Origin of the sequence: Gilliamella sp. B14384G12, assembly GCF_016101825.1 — a bacterium.
In the GTDB taxonomy this organism is placed as follows: domain Bacteria; phylum Pseudomonadota; class Gammaproteobacteria; order Enterobacterales; family Orbaceae; genus Gilliamella; species Gilliamella apicola_N.
Genome location: NZ_JACFPU010000005.1, coordinates 1 through 19,777 on the forward strand (window position 1 = coordinate 1; position 19,777 = coordinate 19,777).

The following is a 19,777-nucleotide window of genomic DNA, read 5'->3' on the forward strand; positions in this document are numbered from 1 at the left end:
AACATTAAATTATCAGTCACCGATTGAATACAAAAGAAATCGATGACCTTATCTTTTTGGTACTAAAAAGTGTGGACATACCATAGTTCAGTCTTAAAGCGTATTAATCTTGAAGGTCGAGGCGTTCGCCTAACATCCTCTACTGTTTTAAATCAGCCATCACAGCTTGAACATCAAATACTGTCATAATCATAACCGCTTCTTAATCTGAGCATACTCAGCAAAGGTTAATCTGTTTTGCAAGACTTTGCTGGCAGATTTTAATACACTCTTTCTGCCAGTACGCAAGTCAATGCTAGAAGCAATTAAATCCTGCACCTGTTGACGTAAAGAACGCACTTTCTTAAAATCTACATCAGGGTACACCCCAAAAGAGATTCGTTTTTGTGTGCCTTCCCAGTAAAAGCGAAACACCCATTGTTTAGTGCCGTTAAACTTAATGTTAAGGTACAAACCTGCGCAGTCTTCTAGGTTATAGGCTTTAGCGGCAGGCTTGGCTCGTCGAATTGATAAATCGGTTAGCTGTGTCATGGTGCTATATCCTCTTGTTCGTTGTTCAAAGTTTTTTTTTCATGTCAAAAACTGTCTAGGAACAAAGAGACTGCACGGTGTAATCACCAAATACTTACTCGACCTAAAACAACGATGAAATAGGAAAAAAGGTAAAATATCCAGTTATACTGCTATCTAAGATAAATATAGCGGTGGACTTAAATATACTTACTTTAAGCGCACAATAATAATCTTTAACGAAGATAAGTTTACAGTTAACACTGCAATTTCAAGAAGTTATGAACTTTAATGGAAGTCTTTATAAGAAGATTTGGAGCGGGAAACGAGGTTCGAACTCGCGACCTCAACCTTGGCAAGGTTGCGCTCTACCAACTGAGCTATTCCCGCAAGAGAAGTGTTTTAAATGGTGCCCGGGGCGAGACTTGAACTCGCACGGCCAAAAAGGCCGAGGGATTTTAAATCCCTTGTGTCTACCGATTTCACCACCCGGGCTTAAAACTTATTACAAAATGTAATTGCGTTTTGATGCTGTGCATTTTACTCATCTAAAAAATATCGTCAACTAAAAATTAAAAATAATTGTTCGATTGCTCAATGTTTGTCATATTTTGCCAAATTATTAATCTTTTCAGGTTTTAATGACGTTTTTTATATCCAAAATAAAGTAAAAATTAAATGGGCATATATTTTTTTAAGTTAAATTGTAATGAGATTATTTACGTCAAATTCGATTATGCTTGAAGATCAGAACATAAAATTATTCAGGATTGCTATATAAAATTATGTTCTGAATGGTTACGTTAGCAAAATGCCATTTAACAATAAGGCAATTTTGCTATGAAAAAATGGATGATATAAATGAAGAACCGTAGTTTAATTAGACACTAAAAGATGAGCCACAACCACATGTCGTTGTCGCATTCGGATTATCTACCACAAAACGTGATCCTTGTAAGCCTTCAACATAATCAATAGTACCACCGACTAGATATTGCAAACTCATTGGATCAACAACAAGTGAAACGCCATTTTTTTCGATAGCAAGATCATCTTCATTTACTTTTTCATCAAAAGTGAAACCATATTGAAAACCACTACAACCACCGCCAGTGATGTAAACTCGTAATTTGAGGTTTGGATTTTCTTCTTCTGTTACTAATAATTTAACTTTATTAGCGGCAGCATCTGTAAAATTAATCGGAAAAGCATTACTCATTTTTTTCTCCCAATATTTGATTGAGATATTATATACCTTTGCAGATTGAAAATACAAAATGAAAACTTCTATTAAATAAATTTTTAATAGCTAACTTGAATTTATTTTGATTTTATGAATAAATACAACAAAATTTTTCATAGAGGTCACCTTAATGAAGCTAGATAAATTTAAGTCTGAAAAGTTGTATCATCAAGCATTATCTGTAATGCCTGGCGGTGTTAATTCTCCTGTGCGAGCTTTTAATGGTGTTGGTGGTACGCCATTATTTATTGAGCGCGCCAATGGCGCTTATATTTATGATGTTGATGGAAAAGCTTATATTGATTATGTAGGTTCTTGGGGACCCATGATTTTAGGGCATAACGATCCAGATGTAGCCAATGCAGTTATTCATGCCGTTCATAATGGCTTAAGTTATGGTGCTCCAACAGAGATAGAAACCAAAGTTGCTAATCTTGTTACACAGTTAATGCCTTCAATTGAAATGCTACGCATGGTAAATTCGGGTACTGAAGCAACCATGAGTGCAATTCGAGTTGCTCGTGGATTTACCGGACGCGATAAGATTATTAAGTTTGAAGGTTGTTATCATGGGCATGCAGATTATTTATTGGTTAAAGCAGGGTCTGGCGCTCTTACCTTTGGCCATCCCACTTCACCGGGAGTGCCTAATGATTTTGTTAAGCATACGTTAGTGTGTGATTATAATAATTTGGCATCAGTCAAACAACAATTTGAGCAATATCCTAACGATATTGCAGCTATCATTATTGAGCCAGTAGCGGGTAATATGAATTGTGTGCCAGCGAAAAAAGAGTTTTTACATGGATTACGAGCATTATGCGATGAATATGGGGCGCTACTAATTATAGATGAAGTAATGACAGGATTTAGAGTCGCGCTGGGCGGAGCTCAAGATTATTATGACATAGTGCCTGATTTAACCTGCTTAGGAAAAATTATTGGTGGTGGCATGCCTGTAGGTGCTTTTGGTGGACGTGCTGACATTATGCAACAATTGGCCCCAACTGGACCAATCTATCAAGCCGGTACATTATCTGGCAACCCGGTTGCGATGGCTGCTGGATACACCACTTTGAATAAGCTGATGGATGTCGGAGTCTATCAAGAATTAACAGATAAAACAGCAGCGCTAGCTGATGGTCTAAAAATAGCGGCCAAAACACATAATGTACCATTAGTAGTCAATTATGCTGGTGCCATGTTTGGACTATTTTTTACAACTGTTGGTGAAGTAAGCAGTTATCAGGACGTTATGCAGTGTAATATTGAATTATTCAAAAAATTCTATCATCATATGCTCGCTGAAGGTGTTTATCTTGCACCATCTGCATTTGAAGCAGGTTTCATGTCGATTAAACACACCGACAGGGAGATCAATCACACAATTGATGCAGCAAATCGTTTTTTTAGTAACTTAAATTTTTAGTTTTTAAATTCTTTATTTTATAACTGAAAAAATGACACTATTTTTTAATACATTACAGAGATAAAAAATTAAACTATTAAAATAGGTAAATATTATATGGTTAATCCACTAAAAGAAGGTGAAAAAGCACCTGAGTTTTCATTACCTGACCAAGATGGAGAGTACATCAGCTTAAAAGATTTCAAAGGTCAACGTGTTTTAATTTATTTTTATCCCAAAGCCATGACACCCGGTTGTACAGTGCAAGCTTGTAATTTACGAGATAGCTCTGACGATTTTGAAAAATATGACGTGGTGATCCTTGGTATTAGTACCGATAAGCCTGAAAAGTTATCCCGATTTGTTGAAAAAGAACTGTTAAATTTTACTTTGCTTTCTGATGAAAATCATGAAGTTGCCCAAGCATTTGGAACTTGGGGCGAAAAGGAATTCATGGGTAAAACCTATGAAGGTATTCATCGAATAAGTTTTTTAATTAACAAAGACGGTATTATTGAAAAAGTCTTTGATAATTTTAAAACAAGTGATCATCATGAAGTTGTTTTAGACTATCTCAAAAATTAATCTAAATAATTTTTAAAGCAGATTAAATTGCTTAATCTGCTTTAATTTCTTTTAAACTATTATTATTTATATCTTCAGGTGTTGGCCAAGCGTTAATAATAGCTTTTACTAATGTTGCCAATGGTATAGCAAAAAATATTCCCCAAAATCCCCATAATCCACCAAATACGATCACAGCGACAATAATAACTAAAGGATGAAGATTCAATTTCTCTGAGAATAAACAAGGTACTAATAAATTGCCATCCAAAGCTTGGATTAAAACATAACAGAGAATTAAATAACTGAACTCAGGACTTATTCCCCACTGAAAGATAGCGATTAAAACCACAGGGATGCTTGAAATAATAATACCAATATATGGAATCAATACCGATAAGCCCACCAAAACAGCAAGTAATAAACCATAATCTAATCCAAAATACCAGAACGGAATATATACGCATACAGCTAATATGATAATGTGTAACACATTACCAACGATATAGTTTGAGATTTGCATATCCATTTCAACGGCAACTTTATCTAAAATTGTACGATTCTTAGGTAATATTTTAGAACAATAGGCCCAGATCTTAGTTTTATCTTTTAATAAAAAAAACATCATTATTGGTACCAAAACAGCGTTAATTGCCACAGATACAAATCCTAATAAAGAAACAATCGAAAATTGCAATAATGAGTTTCCTGTTTGCACAACTCTACTGGTGATACCCTGAATTATGGAATCAAATAACCCAACATCAATTAATTCAGGATAATGTTGAGGTAATGTAGTTAAGAAATTATTAGCAAAATTGAGCATGTTAGGGATATTGGTTATCAAGCTAATACTTTGTTGCCAAATTAGCGGTAGTAAAATCATAAACCCAACAAAAACCACCATAATAAACAGTAATAAAACAATCACAACGGCGAGTGTTCTTGGTAAACCTCGTTTATGTAAAAAATTAACCGGACTATCGAGTAAATAGGACAGTACGATGGCAATTAAGATAGGTAGCAGAATTTTATTGAAAAAATAGATGATAATAAATAAGCCTAAAATAACCGCCATTAATGACACTACATGCGGATCGCTAAAACGCTTTTTATACCATTCCATAAACATTTTTAACATCAAAATTCTCCTATCATGCTGTTTTTTTTTAAATTATATACACTTTGATTGATTATTTTTTAAAACCACCTAATATGCCACGGGTGATTTTTCTACTAATTTGATTAACTACTTGTCTGGTAGCACTTTTAGCTAGTTGTTGGGCAATACCATCATGCTGTCCCCCTTTTGGGCCTTTCGAACCAAAAAATATTGAACTGAAAAAATCAAGCAATCCACCACTATTTTTATTTTGTTGGTTTTCAGCGTCATTATTGAGGTTTTGATTATTTTTATCGGTTTGAGAGTTAGATAAGTTATCTAATGAAAATCCATTTTTTAATATCTCATAAGCAGATTGACGATCTATGGTTGATCGATATTTATTATAATACTGGGAATGTTGAATAATTGCCGATTGATTTTCTGGAGACATCGCGCCCATTTTCGATTCTGGAGCAATCACAAAACCACGTTCGACCATATTTGGTCGGCCTTTTTCATCTAAAAATGAAATTAAAGCTTCACCAACACCTAATTCCATTATCGCTTTTTCAGTATCAAAACTTGGATTAGCACGCATTGTTTGCGCAGCCGTTTTAACCGCTTTTTGATCTTTCGGTGTAAAAGCTCGCAAGGCATGCTGAACACGATTACCTAATTGCCCGAGAACAGTATCCGGTATATCTGTCGGATTTTGCGAAGCAAAATAAATACCCACGCCTTTGGAACGAATTAAACGTACTACTTGTTCAATTTTTTCTAATAATGCTGGCGAAATATCATTAAACAATAAATGAGCCTCATCAAAAAAGAACACCAATTTTGGTTTATCTGGATCGCCTATTTCTGGTAAATGCTCAAAAAGTTCGGATAACAACCATAAAAGGAAGACAGAATATAATTTAGGTGAATTGTATAATCTCTGTGCAGATAAAATATTGATAATTCCACGTCCTTCTGTATTTACCTGCATTAAATCTTGAATATCAAGCATTGGTTCGCCAAGAAAAAACTCCGCACCTTGTTGTTCAAGTGTTAACAATCCACGTTGAATCGCCCCTATTGACGATAAAGAAATATTACCGTATTGAGTGGTAAACTGTTTGGCATTATCGCCTACAAATTGAATTAATGATCGCAGATCTTTGAAATCGAGTAATAATAAACCATTATCATCAGCAATTTTAAAAACTAATTGTAATACACCAGACTGTATATCATTTAGATTGAGTAACCGAGCAAGTAAAATTGGCCCTATATCTGATACAGTACTACGAACAGGGACCCCTTTTTCAGCAAATACATCCCATAATTCAATGGGTGATGCATCAGGCTGCCAATTAAAAACTTCTATATTGTCTAAACGTGTTTTTAATTTTTCTGTTAAAACAGCCTTTTCGCCAAGACCTGTTAGATCGCCTTTAACATCAGCAAGAAACACCGGCACGCCTATTTGCGAAAATCCTTCAGCCATCTTTTGTAATGTGACTGTTTTACCAGTACCTGTTGCGCCAGTAATTAAACCATGACGATTAGCTAATGCTGCAACGATGGATAAATCTTTGCCATGGCTTTTGGCGATGATGATCGATTCACTCATGGATTAACCTCTTGTAAAATTGTTATTTAATATTTGATGTTATAAAAACAATTGGCCAATTTTGTCAATTAAATGCTTTTTACTGTTAAAGTTTTAAATAATATTGTATTCTGAATTAGCAGTAACCGCTATTTTTATTATCCATCTAGCCAATATAAGGAGCCGTTATGTTTCCAGAATATCGAGAATTAATCTCTAAATTAAAAAATAACGATTTACGTTTTCAAAAACTGTTCGATTTACACAATGAACTTGATCAAAAAATTAAAAATATTGAGTCTGGAATTACTGTTGATACTAGCGAAACGATAGATGCATTGAAAAAGCAAAAATTAAAGCTGAAAGATGAAATCTATGATATTTTAAGAAAAACCAATGATAACCATTTAAAATTATAATTAATTAGATAGTGATTATAAATTGATAAATAGATGTGAAAATTAGTGTGTAATAAAAAACCCCAATTAATGGGGTTTTTTATTTTATATCAACTTAAATAGTTACACCAACGATTTTATTACAATGTTGGTGATTAAGCTTTTTATTTTTTAGCTAATTGTTGTTGAGCCTTTTTTTGTTTACGGCTTTTAATTAGTACAATTAAGTTTTTATGTGGTGTCTTCATGTGTTATTTCCTTTTTGTTGTAATTGTATGATTCACAAGATATTTTTAATAAATATAATTTCAAGATACAGTTTTACTATATAAGTGAAATTGACATCACCTATATAGTCATCAATGAAGCTAGAACCATTGCCCAAAACGTTTGATATAGATGCGTTTCATTAATTGAGCAACACAGCAATAGCTAAATAGAGTTACTAATAGCCATGGGAAATATGACCAAGGTAATGGTTGCAATCCAATTAATCCACCTAATGGTGAAAACGGAATATAAATACCCACTGCCATAATTAGCATGGTCATTACAATAACTGGGAATGCAGCTGTACTTTGCACAAATGGAATTTTTTGTGTTCTAAGCATATGCACAACCAGCGTTTGTGATAACAATCCTTCAATAAACCAACCAGAATGGAACAGTGATTGCGCTTCAATACTATTAGCACCAAATATAAACCACATTAGTGCATACGTTGTGATATCAAAAATGGACGATGTTGGCCCGATCCAAATCATAAAACGTCCAATATTTCGTGCATCCCATTTACGTGGTTTTTGTAAAAACTCTTCATCCATCTTATCCCACGGTAAGGAGAGTTGTGAAATATCATACAGCAAGTTTTGAATAAGTAAATGTATTGCTAGCATAGGTAAAAACGGTAAAAAAGCACTAGCAACTAATACTGAGAATATATTACCAAAGTTAGAACTTGCCGTCATATTGAGATATTTCATGATATTACCGAAAGTTTCACGGCCACAAATAACACCTTCTTCTAATACCATTAGGCTTTTTTCCAAAAGGATAATATCTGCCGATTCTTTAGCAATATCTGTCGCGGTATCAACTGAGATCCCCACATCAGCATCACGTAATGCAGGTGCATCATTAATACCATCACCTAGAAAACCAACGGTATGACCATTTTCTTGCAATAAACGAATTATTCGTGATTTTTGCAATGGTGTTAATTTAGCAAAAATAGTACGTTGTTCAATCTGTACTTTTAGCTCTGCATCATCCATTGTTTCAATTTCAGTTCCAAGTAAAGGAATACCGGGTTCTAAACCTACTTCACGGCAGACTTTAATGGTGATTATTTCATTATCACCTGTTAACACTTTAACGCCAACCCCATGTTCGTTTAATGCTGAAATAGCCTCATAAGCGCTCTCTTTGGGCGGATCTAAGAAAGTTAAAAATCCACGAATCGCTAAAGCTTTTTCGTCTTGAACATTGTATTGAGTTTTAGTCTGGGCAACAGGAATGTCTTTTATACCAACGGCTAATACTCTAAAACCATCTTTGTTATAGTTATGCGCCAATTCAATCAATGCTTTCTTACGGTTTTCGTCTAATGGCAAATATTCTCCGTTTTCATAGACAAAATCCGAAATTGATAGCATTTCTTCAACGGCACCTTTACAGATCATTAAATGATTATTATCATTGCCTTGAACAACAACTGATAAGCGACGACGAACAAAATCAAAAGGCAATTCATCAATTTTTTTATAAAAACCAATACCTACTTTTTTGACACTGGTCTTTTCTTCTGCAAAACGGATGATGGCTTTATCCATCAAGTTTTTCATTCCACTTTGATAGTAACTGTTAAGCCATGCTAGTTGTAATACAGATGCATCAATTTGCCCATTAATATCTAAATGATGTTCTAAAATGATTTTATCTTGAGTCAATGTACCCGTTTTATCAGTACATAAAATATCCATTGCACCAAAGTTTTGAATAGCGTTCAAACGTTTCACAACAACTTTGCGCTTTGCCATTCCTACAGCACCTTTGGCAAGATTTGCACTCACGATCATTGGTAACATTTCAGGTGTTAAACCAACCGCAACCGCTAAAGCAAATAATGCTGCTTCTCCCCAATCGCCTTTAGTGAATCCATTTATTAATAAAACAATAGGAACCATGACTAACATAAAGCGAATCAATAACCAACTTACGCTGTTTACGCCACGATCGAATGAAGTTTCGGCTCTTGATCCTACTATCGATTTTGCTAACGAACCAAAATGGGTATCTGCACCTGTCGCAACCACAATAGCAGTTGCAGTTCCACTCACTACATTGGTACCCATAAAACAGACATTATTCACATCCAGCACATTATCTTTATCGATATCGGCAGCATCAACATTATCACTGTTTTTTTGAGTTACAGCACCTAATGTGTCATATTTTTCAACCGGAATTGATTCCCCTGTTAATACTGCTTGGCTAACAAATAAGTCTCGTGATTCAATCAAACGAATATCGGCCGGGATCATATCGCCTGCTGACAAATAAACAATATCGCCTGGTACAATTTCACTTAATGGTATTTCAATGCGTTCTGGGCTCATATCTTTATGTGCTCGACGCAATACCGTTGCAGTGGTTCGGATCATAGATTTTAAGGCTTCGGCAGCCTTGTTTGATCTAAATTCCTGCCAAAAACGTAATATCCCACTCAGTGTCACCATAGTGAGGATAATGATAACACCAGTCAAATCGGTCTCGTCACCATCTTGTAGTGGTAACCAGTAATCAGTAACAAAACTAACTATCGCTAATGTCAACAATACAAATATAAATGGATTTTTAAAAGCTAATAGTAATTGGGCAAAAGCAGAAGGTACTTTTTCACGAGCGACTTCATTTTTTCCATATTGTTCCAATCTTGATTTTGCGCTTTCTTGAGTTAATCCAGAAAGACTTGATTGGAAATTAGATAAAATGTTATCAAGACTGTTTTGGGCCTCTTTAAGGGCTTTTATGTTTGAAGTATTTTCTGTCTTTACTTTAGATGTTTTTTTAGTCATAGTCTGTACCTATCCATACTTTTTAGACAAAAGGAACCTATTCCTAAGTTAAATCATAACTAGGCATATATCAGTTCTTATTGGCTAAAATCTAAACGCAAAGCAATAACTAGCCATTCAAGCTAATGCTTGGCATAAAATAAAATTTTAGAGAATTAAAATTAGTTAAGAGTTAGATACAACTTGGTGGCTCTAAATGCTTGTCTGTAAGATATAATACCCTTAGAAGCACTTTAAGAGCGCAATGATGTTTTGAATTTGAGTGATAGCATGTAGAAAACTGCATATCGTTCACCGTTACCGTTTTTATCAATTTCGGCTCGTGAACTGAAAAAATAACTATTTAGACAGGTTCATTAACCGACAATGATGTGTTTGAATTTATCTCCCCACTGTTTGGGGTGACCCGATTGAGTGTCCATATTTCTCCTGTAAATTGAACTCTACCCTTTGGATTTCAACTTTTCTTCACCCTCATTTTTAAACCGCTTTGATAGTTAAAAAAGAAAGAAAAGCTCCAAGGTGGGCAAGTTATACGCTTTTCACAAAAGTAAGTCAACCCGTTATCAAAAAAATATTTCGAGTTCGCTTAAAAACAGCACGTAAAACGGCTTGAAAATTAAAATTAGCATAGAATTAATACACGTTTTACCCGATATCAGATATAATTGTACAATGATTAATTAATGCGGATTATTGAAATGGAAATCTCAGAATTACTCCATGACAATTGGTTCAATTTGGTTATTATATTCACACTTTCTTGTGTTGCTTTTATATGCAAAAGGCCAAGATCCAGTAAATACTTCGACAACCTCATCAAATATGCCGATATTTTAGAAAAAACATCTCAACCAAAGTATCAACGTGACTACTTAAGTAATATCAAAAAAAAATTACTTTGGGATAAAATCTGTTTTTATAAATCAGGTGATATTGAAAAAGAGAATATTGCTATGTCACTTGTTAATGCCGACGTAAATAATATTATTGATCTGACACAATTAAATTTATTAACCCAATATTTTACTATTCAAAAAAATCGCTTAATACCACTAGCATTTTACTCAATTAAAGAAGTTGTACTTAGCGGTATCATATTAATTTTTGCACTTATCTTATTACTATTTAATATTAATAGAATCTTTAGTTCACCTTGGATTGTCAATATTATCATTTCGATTTTGACTATTTTTATCATTTTGTTTATTACATATCGTTTTGCACTCGATCCAATCAAACGATTGAAAACCTATTTGGTCATTTTAAAAAATGAAACTTTTTTACAAAGAGCAAACAATGAACTGGCTAAAATTATTGAAGAAAGACAGGCAAACAGCCGTACGTTAGAATAATCGATAAAATAAAAATTGATCAATAAATCGATTGATAACCAAGTGATATAAATAAACAGGATAAACGCTATTTTCAATGATGCGATTCATCCTGTTTTTTTAATATGAGGGTTAAGAATGAATATTCAACCGTGCATTTTTCATTTGATCAATTAAATTTGATAATGATGAATTAAGTTGATACATGAATTGTTGGTATGAAAAGGATTTCTTACTAATTTCATCTAACTGTAATTCCCAATGTGCTGTCATATCTGGCATAGACATAATATCTGGCAATGATAAAATTAGATTTTGTCCGATTTGTGTAGAGCGTATTGATTTACCTTGTCGAATTAAAAATTGCCTTTTAAATAACAACTCAATAATACCTGCACGCGTTGCTTCCGTACCTAAGCCATCTGTTTCACGTAGGATTTTTTTAATTTCAGGATCTTTTACAAAGCGAGCTATCCCCGTCAAAGCTGCTAATAACGTAGCGTCAGTAAATGGTCTTGGCGGCTGAGTTTCTTTACTAAGCAATTCAGTATCAATGCATTGGACAGATTCCCCTTTTTTAATGAGCTTAGTCAATAAACCATTGTTGTTATCATCAGCATCGCTATCGATTTGAGTGTTTTTATTTCTGAATAAAACTTTCCAACCTTCATCAAGCATTTGATTGGTTTTTGATATAAATTTCCCTCCTTGAATTTCAACATCAATTTGTAATTCAGAATATTTATAGGCGGGATAAAATTGGGCTAAATATTGGGTTGCTACAACTTGATAAACAGCCCGCTCATTATTGGACAAACTGTCCATTTTGGCTTTACGTAAGGTAGGAATAATGGCATGATGCGCTTCCACCTTTTTATCATTCCATGCTTTGGAACGCAATGAAAAATCAGCATTATCAATTGCTGTTTGCAAAGCTGAACAATTGTTTTCAATGGCTGATTTTATGCCATTAATTTGCTTTAAATGCTCTTCAGGCAGAAAACGACAATCTGAACGGGGGTAAGTAATTAACTTATGTTTTTCGTATAATGACTGACAAATATCAAGCACTTCTTGCGCACTTAACCCATTTTTTTTCGCCATTTCAATTTGTAAAGAAGACAGGTTAAATGGCATTGGTGGAGCAAGCTCTTTCTTTTTATTGCTTACTTTATCAATTATACCGGATTTATCTTTAATCCGTTGGCAAACATTTTCAGCTAATGCTTTAACGAGTACTCGACTTTCTTCATCTTGATAAGGTTCGCAAGCTTCACTCGGTTGCCATTTAGCTTTAAATGTTTCATTATTTTTGGTTTGCAAAATAGCAAACACTTCATAGAACGGTTTAGGTACAAATTGGGCTATCTCTAAATCGCGTCTTACCACTAATCCTAAAATAGGCGTTTGCACTCGACCAATGGACAGTACGCCACGATAACCGTTTCTTTGCCCTACCAATGTACAAACTCGGCTCATATTCATGCCGTAAAGCCAGTCAGCCCGAGCTCTAGCTAATGCAGAAGTCGATAAAGGGACATAATCTTGATTACTTCGCAACTGTTCAAGAGATTTTTGAACTGCACTAGCATTTAAATCACTAATTAAGCAACGTTGGATGGTTTTGCGTTTTTCGGGTGTAAGCTGGCAATAATTTAACACTTCATCTACCAATAGTTGTCCTTCTCTATCGGGGTCACCCGCATGCACAATCTGATCGGCTGTTTTAATCAAATCGAGCAAAATATTTAATTGTTTTTCGGTATTTCCTTTGGGGATTAATATCCACTTTTCAGGTACGATAGGCAAATCATTTAAAGACCATTTTTTAAATCGTTCATCATAGACTTCAGGGGTCGCTTGTTCTAATAAATGCCCAATACACCAGCTAACCACATCACCATTACTAGCTCGGATAAAACCATTCCCTTTTTGGTGAGGTTTAGGCAATACATCCGCGATAGCCCTAGCTAAGCTGGGCTTTTCGGCAATAAATAAACGAAAAGATTGATTAGTTTGCATAATAATAAGTATTAATCATAAATTCCAAACGACATAAGCATTATTGAGTTTATTTTAAGATATAACCTAAATTAGTGAATTTCTTTAAAGATTCCCGATTATGTCTATCCCAATTTGCTGGTACTTGACATTCCAAACAGGCTAAAAGTAAATTTGCAGAACAAGTCAATGTAAGTCCCTTTTCTCTTTCTTTTGCTAAAGTATCTACTTCAATACTATCATTATATACTAAATAAGATAATGCTTTAGAAAAAATAACATTATATTTTAAAACAATAAATCCTAAACCTATTTCTACAAATTCAGAATATGAATTAAAATTGTTACATAAGTTTTTAGCCCATTCAAGTTCGAAAATTTCCTGATAACCATTTTAATCAATAGATTGTAATTGATAATCTTTGGGTGATTTTGAAACAATTAATTTCAGTTTGTTATGTCAACATAATGGATTCGAATTTAAACTATAACGTATAATTTTATCGTAATTTTTTGGGTATAGATTCTCGATTAAAATTTGCTATTCTTTTTCAATGTAAACAGAATTTCATAATCATTACTATAAATTTTTGGAATATTGCAAAGAAAATTTTGATTAGATTGGCTTGCTAAAAAAAGAAATAGACAATATTAGTTACAACTGAACTTGGTTGCAATAGATTATCTGTATAAGCCGATCCAATATTCCCTTTCCAATAAGCATGACTGAGTGTTCAAGTCGCACTTTCAAATAACGACTTAACACCATTGTTATTAAAAAATTTATAAAAATTGATTAAAACTTCAGAGATTTAAAAAATCACTTCAGCTACCACCATTTTTTGAGCTTAAGCCATATTACTGAAACAATACTAATAGCAATAAGCACTAAAATTAAACCCACAAATGACCATTCATTTTCATTAAAAGGGATACCTGCCAAATTAACACCCAGTAAGCTGGTTATGAAAGTAATTGGCGTAAATATAATGGTGAACAGTGACATTAAATAAATACGTTTATTCGTCGATTCAGCCAGAATGCTATTAATTTGCTCCATAACTGAACCAATTCTTATTAAACAACTATCAATTTCAGAAACATAGTGATTTTGTTGATTTGAAATATCATGCAATCGTTGGCGATCATTATCATCAATCCAAGATATTCGTTCTGTTGAAATTTTTACAAAAATATCACGTTGTGGTGAAAGTAGACGACGTAATATGAAAAGTTGTTTACGAACTCTTCCTATTTCTTTATGCGAAAAAATTCGCTGATTTAAGAGTAAATCTTCTAATTTAATAATTTTATTGTGGACACCATCAAATGATAAATTAACTTGATCACAGATTAATTCAGAAAGCTGAATCAACCAGTCAGCAACATCAACAGGACCAATTCCTTTTTCTAAATTTTGTTTTAATTTAATAATAGCATCTATTTTTTGATGTCTGGTTGAGATTATTAAATTATCGGTAATATAAAAACGAAAAGTAACGATAGGATCGGGCAGTTCATTTGGGGTAAAATTAACACCCTTTAGTACGACTAAAATCCCTGCATCACAACGTATTTCTTTTGGAAATTGATTAGGTTTTATCAACTCATTTTTGACAAGATCAGGAATCAAATTTGTTTGATTGATCCAATTTATGGTTTCGCTTTTAGCAAAATCAAGATGTATCCAATAAGGTTGGGTCTTTGAAGCTTCTGTTTTGTCATTCAAAGAATTGGCTTTGCCCTTTCCATCCAATTGGCAACTAAAAACAGGTTGTGCTGCAAGTAGATCTGAAACCAGAATAGAACTATTACTATTTTCGTTAATCATCATCAGCCCCATTTATTAAGTTTGCTTAATTATATACTGATTTTGATTAAAAACGCAGCGAATGATTGATTATCGAGATTTAACCGTTAAGGGTTTAAATAAATTTGCGGTATTGACAAATGATTGGGATGATTAAAAATCCCTGTTTCAACACCATACCATCGATGAATTTTTTCAACCGTTAGCACATCCGCTGGCGCACCTTGCTCAACAATTCGGCCTTGATGAATTAATAAAATTTTATCAGCATACAAAGCAGCCAAATTAAGATCATGCAAAATACAACAAACTGCTAATTTTTGTTTGCTAACTAATTGTTTCAACAATCTTAACGTATGTTGTTGATGATATAGATCAAGGGCGGAAGTCGGCTCATCTAAAAATAACAATTTTTCTGTAGGTTCAGGCTGCCATAATTGCGCTAATACTCGCGCCAGCTGTACTCGTTGCTGTTCACCTCCTGACAAGCTACGATAATCGCGGTCTGCCAATTTTAAACAATCAGTTTGTTGCATACTTTCTTGCACCGCTTGCTCAAAATTGGTCTTACCATAAGGAGCTCGCCCCATTGCAACCACTTCTTTCACTTTGAATGGAAAAGTTAATTGACTTTGTTGCAACATAACGGTTCTAATTTTAGATAATTGCGTTTCGGACCATTGTGATAATGGTTTATTAAGTAAATAACATTCGCCTGAAGCTGGTTTTTGATAACCTGTCAATAAACGTAAAAGTGTCGATTTACCTGCACCATTGGGACCAATGATAATTACAATTTCACTGGCCTGTATGTTCAAAGACACATCGTTAATTAAAGTGCGATTAGCATAACCAAAAGTTAAATGTTCAGCAGTTAACATCATTAAATACCATCTATTACTTATGTTTTAAAATCAGCCAAATAAAATAAGGGCCACCAATCAAACTTGTGAAAAGACCGACAGGAATTTCAGTAGGTGCAATTAAAGTGCGTGCAAAGGTATCGGCTAGTAGTAATAAACAAGCACCACCTAGCGCTGAACCCGGCAATAACCAGCTATGGTTAGCACCGACTCTCAATCGAATCATATGGGGGACAACCAGACCGACAAAAGCAATCATGCCACTCACCGCGACAGATGTACCAATAAGCACAGCAGATAGTAATAATAAATACTGCTTAATTCGTCTGACTTTAATACCTAAATAATGAGCGTCTTCATCACCTAACTGAAGAATATTAAGTTGATGAGAAAGCTTAAATAAACACACTAAAGCAGGGACAATAAGTGATAACGCAACCAGAACTAAATCCCAAGAGCCCTTACCTAAATGTCCCATGGACCATAAAGAAAGTTGTCGCAGTTGCGCTTCATCACTAATATAACTTAAGCAACCCATAACCGCCCCAATAACAGCATTAATAGCAACACCTAGTAATACCATTTTGGCCAAATTACATTGCGAATTTATGCTATAAAGATAAATTAATAAACAGATAAAAAAGCTTCCTGCAAATGCTGCGACCATTTTGCCATACATGACCATAATAGGTGGAAAAATGGCAGGAAACAAAATAGATAACCCAACCATTAAAGCCGCACCACTACTAATGCCAAGTAAACCCGGATCAGCTAAGGGATTACGAAATAACCCTTGCATCACCGCGCCTGAAGTGGCTAATGCCATTCCTACTATAATTGCTAACACTATTCGTGGCATACGTATATTTAACCAAATGTTCCATAAAGGATCATCCATCGACATATCCACTAGTTTATCAAAAGTTAGTTTTAATGCGCCTGAATTTGCAGAAAATAGAATTAGCACCAATAGAATGGCAAATAATCCCCATAACAAAGAGCGATGACTATATTTGCCCACCCATTATCCTCTTATCTGTATTAATTTATTCATTCAACTTGAGCCAATTAATAGGTTATTTTCAAGCTAGGATCGACGACACTGTAAGCATGATCGTCAATTTGTTGATTGACAATTTTATCAATAACTATTTGTGCCAAATCAGTACGATAAATAAAACCATGCACCTCTTGTTGATAATAACATTCAGCTTTTTGTGTCATTTCACCATCACGTAATCCACCCGGTCTTAAAATCAAGAAATTTAATTTGCTTGTTTGCAACCAAACCTCAGCTAATGATTTTTCACGAACAGCACGACCAAACGCTTGTTTAGCACGTTCAGACAACGTAGCCCATGAATCACCACAACCTAAAGAGGTCACCAGAATCATTTGTTTAATTCCGGTTTGTTCAGCACAGTCGATAATCACGCGTTGAGCAGAATAATTACCTGTTTCACCGCCTAAGGTTGATATAATAGTTGCTTCACAACCGGCTAATTCGCATAGTTTTTTAACTAATTCACAATCAGTTGCATCGCCAACGTGAGCCTCAATACCTTGATTAACTAATTGTTTGGCAAAATTAGCATCACGAACCAATACAATACAACGCCATTGGGGGTGATATTGCTTGGCTAGATGTGCAATTTGATAACCTGTACCTTGTTTAGGGCTTACACCAAAAATTAATAATGTCTGCATTTTGTTAATAACTTATAATTAATTAATTTTTTTTGCTAATGTACGGAATTTTTCTAATTGATCCGCTTTTAATTGATGTTTTTCGTCACGACCTACAAAGATTTTGAACATTGCTTGTCCTGTGTGATTTAGGAAAATTATTGAAGCAGTTGCCATTTTCATAAATTTACGTTCAATAAATGCAATATATTGACAATGTTCAGCCTTAATATGTCCACTTAACCCTTTTTGATGACGAAGATTAAAATATCTTTGGCTGTGAGATCCTGACGGTAATTCGCCAGAAATTTCAGCGATTACATCACCGGTATGAACTAAAAATAGCACATCTCCCCATGTTGTAACTTCTTCCCAGATCGTATCAAAATTACTGCCATCAACAATTTTCGCATCAGGTAAAGCTTGAATAACTTGTGTTAATGTAACATGATGATCTTGAGCAATTTTTTCTAATAACTCTTCTGGTTCTGTTTTCATATAAGCATTTAAATTATCTAAAAGTGTTGGTTTTTCTGTCATAATAGTATCCTTTAATTATGAAATTTGATGTGGATGTTTAGATTTTTCTGTATTTGATTTAGCCACTCTAGGATGACTATTCATAGCTTGTCTCGCTTGAGCCATTTTTTTCTGTATTTCAATATATTCGGGATTATTAAGTTGTAACAATAACTGCTGGAGTGCTTGAACTATATTGCTTGACCAAAAACGTCCCGATAAAGTTAGTCGTATACAATAATCTTCGTTTTCTAAAAGCCCAACTTGATGCCATTGTTTAATTAAAGGTGCGAAGAGATGATATTGTTCAGTCAGTTTAGTTAAATCAACACGCCCTTTTTCTATCCCTGCTTGTAATCGATAAAGCCATTCTCCTATCACTGGTTTACCAGTCAACATCATAATTGGTTTTTTACCCTCATCAAGCTGGGTATAATATTGATTTAAATCACGATGAATCATAAATGACTGACCACCTAATCGGCCCCCGGCACAAGATCCAAATGCAAAAAAATGAGAACCTTGCTTGATCAGAAAATTATATAAATTTCGTTCACGACTATTTTTGGCCCAGTGGGCATTGGTCAAATGTACCCAACCTTGTTTAGCTAAAAATTCTGCACCTTGATGATAAAAATTACTTTTATCTGTAATGGAGGGTATTTCAATACGCTTATTTTCGACCCCTTTGGCCAAAGGTGTAGTTGGTAAAAGATTAAGCGAATACAAATCTACACCATCTAACGGCAATTCATTGACAATTTCTAAATCACGTTGCCAAGTTTCTGGGGTTTGATTTGGTAAACCGAACATTAAATCACAAACTAACGCAACACTATCACGAGCGGCAATACGTTCAAAGCTACTGATAATTTGTTGCTCACTTGATTCACGACCTAATCGTTGGCGAATTTCAGTATTAAAGGTTTGGACACCAATTGAAAACCGATTTGCTCCCGCTTCAATATAACTATCAACACGATCATCATCAAAATCAGAAATACGCCCCTCAACCGTAATTTCGCAATCTGGCGCTAATGGTGCATGATCTTTAAGATAGCGAATAACGCGTGCTATTTGCCCTGCTGCCAAAGCAGAAGGCGTCCCTCCTCCAAAATAAACAGCATGAATAGGTGCTGATTGCATTGCTGTATTATTAATTTCAAGCGATATCTCTTTTAATAAATAATTAATATAAGTTTCAGTATTAAATTTTCTTAATGGATTTTGATAAAATCCACAAAATTGGCAATGTATGTCACAAAAAGGAATATGAATATAAATCAACCTTTTTTTACCCTTGAGAGAGGTTGATTGAATTGTATCCCATTGAGAGGTAACTTCATGGGGTGGTAGTGGAATACTCGCCTGTAAAGGCATAACAGCCCAACGATCTTTAAAAGGTAAAGTCGCTTTTTGAGCAAAAAAAGCGCTGACATCTAATGATTTCATAACAACCGTTCTTAATTAAATAAACTGCAAAATTAAATAATAATTATTTTCATTTATCAATATTTTTTATTAACCATTTTTATAATATATTGATATATTTATTATTATTTTTTTACAAAAAAATGTTTTTGAATTCATTTTCTTTATAATTTGTCTATTTTTTAAGCCATTTCTCAAATCTTTACAACTTGTTTTAACTGATTATTTATA

At 34.1% G+C, this 19,777-nt stretch carries 16 protein-coding genes, 2 tRNA genes and 1 pseudogene; 4 read left to right on the top strand and 15 right to left on the bottom strand.

What is annotated here, in order from left to right; genetic code table 11:
- Window positions 1–189: 189 nt before the first annotated feature.
- The 4 genes from H3S73_RS06795 to erpA all read right to left on the bottom strand — a co-directional run bounded on the left by H3S73_RS06795 (window position 190) and on the right by erpA (window position 1,729).
- The gene (locus tag H3S73_RS06795; protein WP_198236287.1) at window positions 190–531 is read right to left on the bottom strand and encodes an Arm DNA-binding domain-containing protein; all 342 of its coding nucleotides are present in this window, start codon (window positions 529–531) and stop codon (window positions 190–192) included.
- Window positions 532–824: 293 nt separating this feature from the next.
- Window positions 825–900: transfer RNA gene (locus tag H3S73_RS06800), tRNA-Gly, on the bottom strand.
- A gap of 17 nt (window positions 901–917) precedes the next feature.
- Window positions 918–1,005 (bottom strand) — tRNA-Leu (locus tag H3S73_RS06805).
- 385 nt (window positions 1,006–1,390) lie between these two features.
- Entirely contained in the window at window positions 1,391–1,729 is a 339-nt protein-coding gene (erpA, locus tag H3S73_RS06810; protein WP_025315260.1) for an iron-sulfur cluster insertion protein ErpA, read from the bottom strand.
- Between the two features lie 154 nt (window positions 1,730–1,883).
- Between erpA and hemL the strand changes: the two genes are divergently transcribed.
- A complete protein-coding gene (gene hemL, locus H3S73_RS06815) occupies window positions 1,884–3,182 on the top strand; it encodes a glutamate-1-semialdehyde 2,1-aminomutase (RefSeq protein ID WP_039127829.1) in 1,299 nt (432 codons plus the stop codon).
- A gap of 96 nt (window positions 3,183–3,278) precedes the next feature.
- Window positions 3,279–3,746 carry a thioredoxin-dependent thiol peroxidase gene (gene bcp / locus H3S73_RS06820; RefSeq protein WP_039127832.1) on the top strand — a complete coding sequence of 156 codons (468 nt, stop codon included), beginning with the start codon at window positions 3,279–3,281 and terminating at the stop codon, window positions 3,744–3,746.
- A gap of 31 nt (window positions 3,747–3,777) precedes the next feature.
- Here bcp and H3S73_RS06825 read toward each other — a convergent pair whose 3' ends face one another.
- The gene (locus H3S73_RS06825) at window positions 3,778–4,866 is read right to left on the bottom strand and encodes an AI-2E family transporter (RefSeq protein ID WP_198236286.1); all 1,089 of its coding nucleotides are present in this window, start codon (window positions 4,864–4,866) and stop codon (window positions 3,778–3,780) included.
- A gap of 52 nt (window positions 4,867–4,918) precedes the next feature.
- Window positions 4,919–6,448 carry a helicase HerA-like C-terminal domain-containing protein gene (locus H3S73_RS06830; protein WP_198236285.1) on the bottom strand — a complete coding sequence of 510 codons (1,530 nt, stop codon included), beginning with the start codon at window positions 6,446–6,448 and terminating at the stop codon, window positions 4,919–4,921.
- 167 nt (window positions 6,449–6,615) lie between these two features.
- Between H3S73_RS06830 and H3S73_RS06835 the strand changes: the two genes are divergently transcribed.
- A complete protein-coding gene (locus H3S73_RS06835; RefSeq protein ID WP_039127841.1) occupies window positions 6,616–6,846 on the top strand; it encodes a YdcH family protein in 231 nt (76 codons plus the stop codon).
- 347 nt (window positions 6,847–7,193) lie between these two features.
- Here H3S73_RS06835 and mgtA read toward each other — a convergent pair whose 3' ends face one another.
- The gene (gene mgtA, locus H3S73_RS06840; protein ID WP_198236284.1) at window positions 7,194–9,902 is read right to left on the bottom strand and encodes a magnesium-translocating P-type ATPase; all 2,709 of its coding nucleotides are present in this window, start codon (window positions 9,900–9,902) and stop codon (window positions 7,194–7,196) included.
- A 701-nt stretch (window positions 9,903–10,603) separates the two neighbouring features.
- On the opposite strand from mgtA, the gene H3S73_RS06845 reads away from it, so the two are divergent.
- Window positions 10,604–11,257, top strand: a complete 654-nt coding sequence (locus tag H3S73_RS06845) for a hypothetical protein (RefSeq protein WP_198236283.1) — start codon at window positions 10,604–10,606, stop codon at window positions 11,255–11,257.
- Between the two features lie 111 nt (window positions 11,258–11,368).
- On the opposite strand, the gene H3S73_RS06850 is transcribed toward H3S73_RS06845, so the two are convergent.
- From H3S73_RS06850 to hutW, 8 genes and pseudogenes are all read right to left on the bottom strand, one after another.
- A complete protein-coding gene (locus H3S73_RS06850) occupies window positions 11,369–13,258 on the bottom strand; it encodes a DNA topoisomerase III (protein ID WP_198236282.1) in 1,890 nt (629 codons plus the stop codon).
- Between the two features lie 49 nt (window positions 13,259–13,307).
- Window positions 13,308–13,616, bottom strand: a complete 309-nt coding sequence (locus H3S73_RS14010) for a GNAT family N-acetyltransferase (RefSeq protein ID WP_144091497.1) — start codon at window positions 13,614–13,616, stop codon at window positions 13,308–13,310.
- 450 nt (window positions 13,617–14,066) lie between these two features.
- Window positions 14,067–15,068 (bottom strand): zinc transporter ZntB, encoded by a 1,002-nt coding sequence (gene zntB, locus H3S73_RS06860; protein WP_172398417.1) that lies wholly within the window; start codon window positions 15,066–15,068, stop codon window positions 14,067–14,069.
- Between the two features lie 86 nt (window positions 15,069–15,154).
- Complete coding sequence (locus H3S73_RS06865) at window positions 15,155–15,931, bottom strand: heme ABC transporter ATP-binding protein (protein WP_198236281.1); 777 nt, start codon at window positions 15,929–15,931, stop codon at window positions 15,155–15,157.
- A 13-nt stretch (window positions 15,932–15,944) separates the two neighbouring features.
- The gene (locus tag H3S73_RS06870) at window positions 15,945–16,931 is read right to left on the bottom strand and encodes an iron ABC transporter permease (RefSeq protein WP_039127854.1); all 987 of its coding nucleotides are present in this window, start codon (window positions 16,929–16,931) and stop codon (window positions 15,945–15,947) included.
- A 47-nt stretch (window positions 16,932–16,978) separates the two neighbouring features.
- On the bottom strand, window positions 16,979–17,617 hold the full coding sequence (locus H3S73_RS06875) for an NAD(P)H-binding protein (protein WP_198236280.1): 639 nt from the start codon (window positions 17,615–17,617) through the stop codon (window positions 16,979–16,981).
- An 18-nt stretch (window positions 17,618–17,635) separates the two neighbouring features.
- Window positions 17,636–18,136, bottom strand: a complete 501-nt coding sequence (gene hutX / locus H3S73_RS06880) for a heme utilization cystosolic carrier protein HutX (RefSeq protein WP_198236279.1) — start codon at window positions 18,134–18,136, stop codon at window positions 17,636–17,638.
- Between the two features lie 126 nt (window positions 18,137–18,262).
- Window positions 18,263–19,567, bottom strand: a pseudogene (gene hutW, locus H3S73_RS06885) (heme anaerobic degradation radical SAM methyltransferase ChuW/HutW); the annotation flags it as partial.
- Between the last annotated feature and the right edge of the window lie 210 nt (window positions 19,568–19,777).

Excerpts from the sequence above, each read along its gene's own strand:
- bcp (WP_039127832.1), top strand. The coding sequence starts at position 3,279 with ATGGTTAATCCACTAAAAGAAGGTGAAAAAGCACCTGAGTTTTCATTA.
- H3S73_RS06850 (WP_198236282.1), bottom strand. The coding sequence starts at position 13,258 with ATGCAAACTAATCAATCTTTTCGTTTATTTATTGCCGAAAAGCCCAGC.
- H3S73_RS06835 (WP_039127841.1), top strand. The coding sequence starts at position 6,616 with ATGTTTCCAGAATATCGAGAATTAATCTCTAAATTAAAAAATAACGAT.
- erpA (WP_025315260.1), bottom strand. The coding sequence starts at position 1,729 with ATGAGTAATGCTTTTCCGATTAATTTTACAGATGCTGCCGCTAATAAA.
- H3S73_RS06875 (WP_198236280.1), bottom strand. The coding sequence starts at position 17,617 with ATGCAGACATTATTAATTTTTGGTGTAAGCCCTAAACAAGGTACAGGT.
- hemL (WP_039127829.1), top strand. The coding sequence starts at position 1,884 with ATGAAGCTAGATAAATTTAAGTCTGAAAAGTTGTATCATCAAGCATTA.
- zntB (WP_172398417.1), bottom strand. The coding sequence starts at position 15,068 with ATGATTAACGAAAATAGTAATAGTTCTATTCTGGTTTCAGATCTACTT.
- H3S73_RS06830 (WP_198236285.1), bottom strand. The coding sequence starts at position 6,448 with ATGAGTGAATCGATCATCATCGCCAAAAGCCATGGCAAAGATTTATCC.
- H3S73_RS06845 (WP_198236283.1), top strand. The coding sequence starts at position 10,604 with ATGGAAATCTCAGAATTACTCCATGACAATTGGTTCAATTTGGTTATT.
- hutX (WP_198236279.1), bottom strand. The coding sequence starts at position 18,136 with ATGACAGAAAAACCAACACTTTTAGATAATTTAAATGCTTATATGAAA.
- mgtA (WP_198236284.1), bottom strand. The coding sequence starts at position 9,902 with ATGACTAAAAAAACATCTAAAGTAAAGACAGAAAATACTTCAAACATA.
- H3S73_RS06825 (WP_198236286.1), bottom strand. The coding sequence starts at position 4,866 with ATGTTAAAAATGTTTATGGAATGGTATAAAAAGCGTTTTAGCGATCCG.
- H3S73_RS06865 (WP_198236281.1), bottom strand. The coding sequence starts at position 15,931 with ATGATGTTAACTGCTGAACATTTAACTTTTGGTTATGCTAATCGCACT.
- H3S73_RS06795 (WP_198236287.1), bottom strand. The coding sequence starts at position 531 with ATGACACAGCTAACCGATTTATCAATTCGACGAGCCAAGCCTGCCGCT.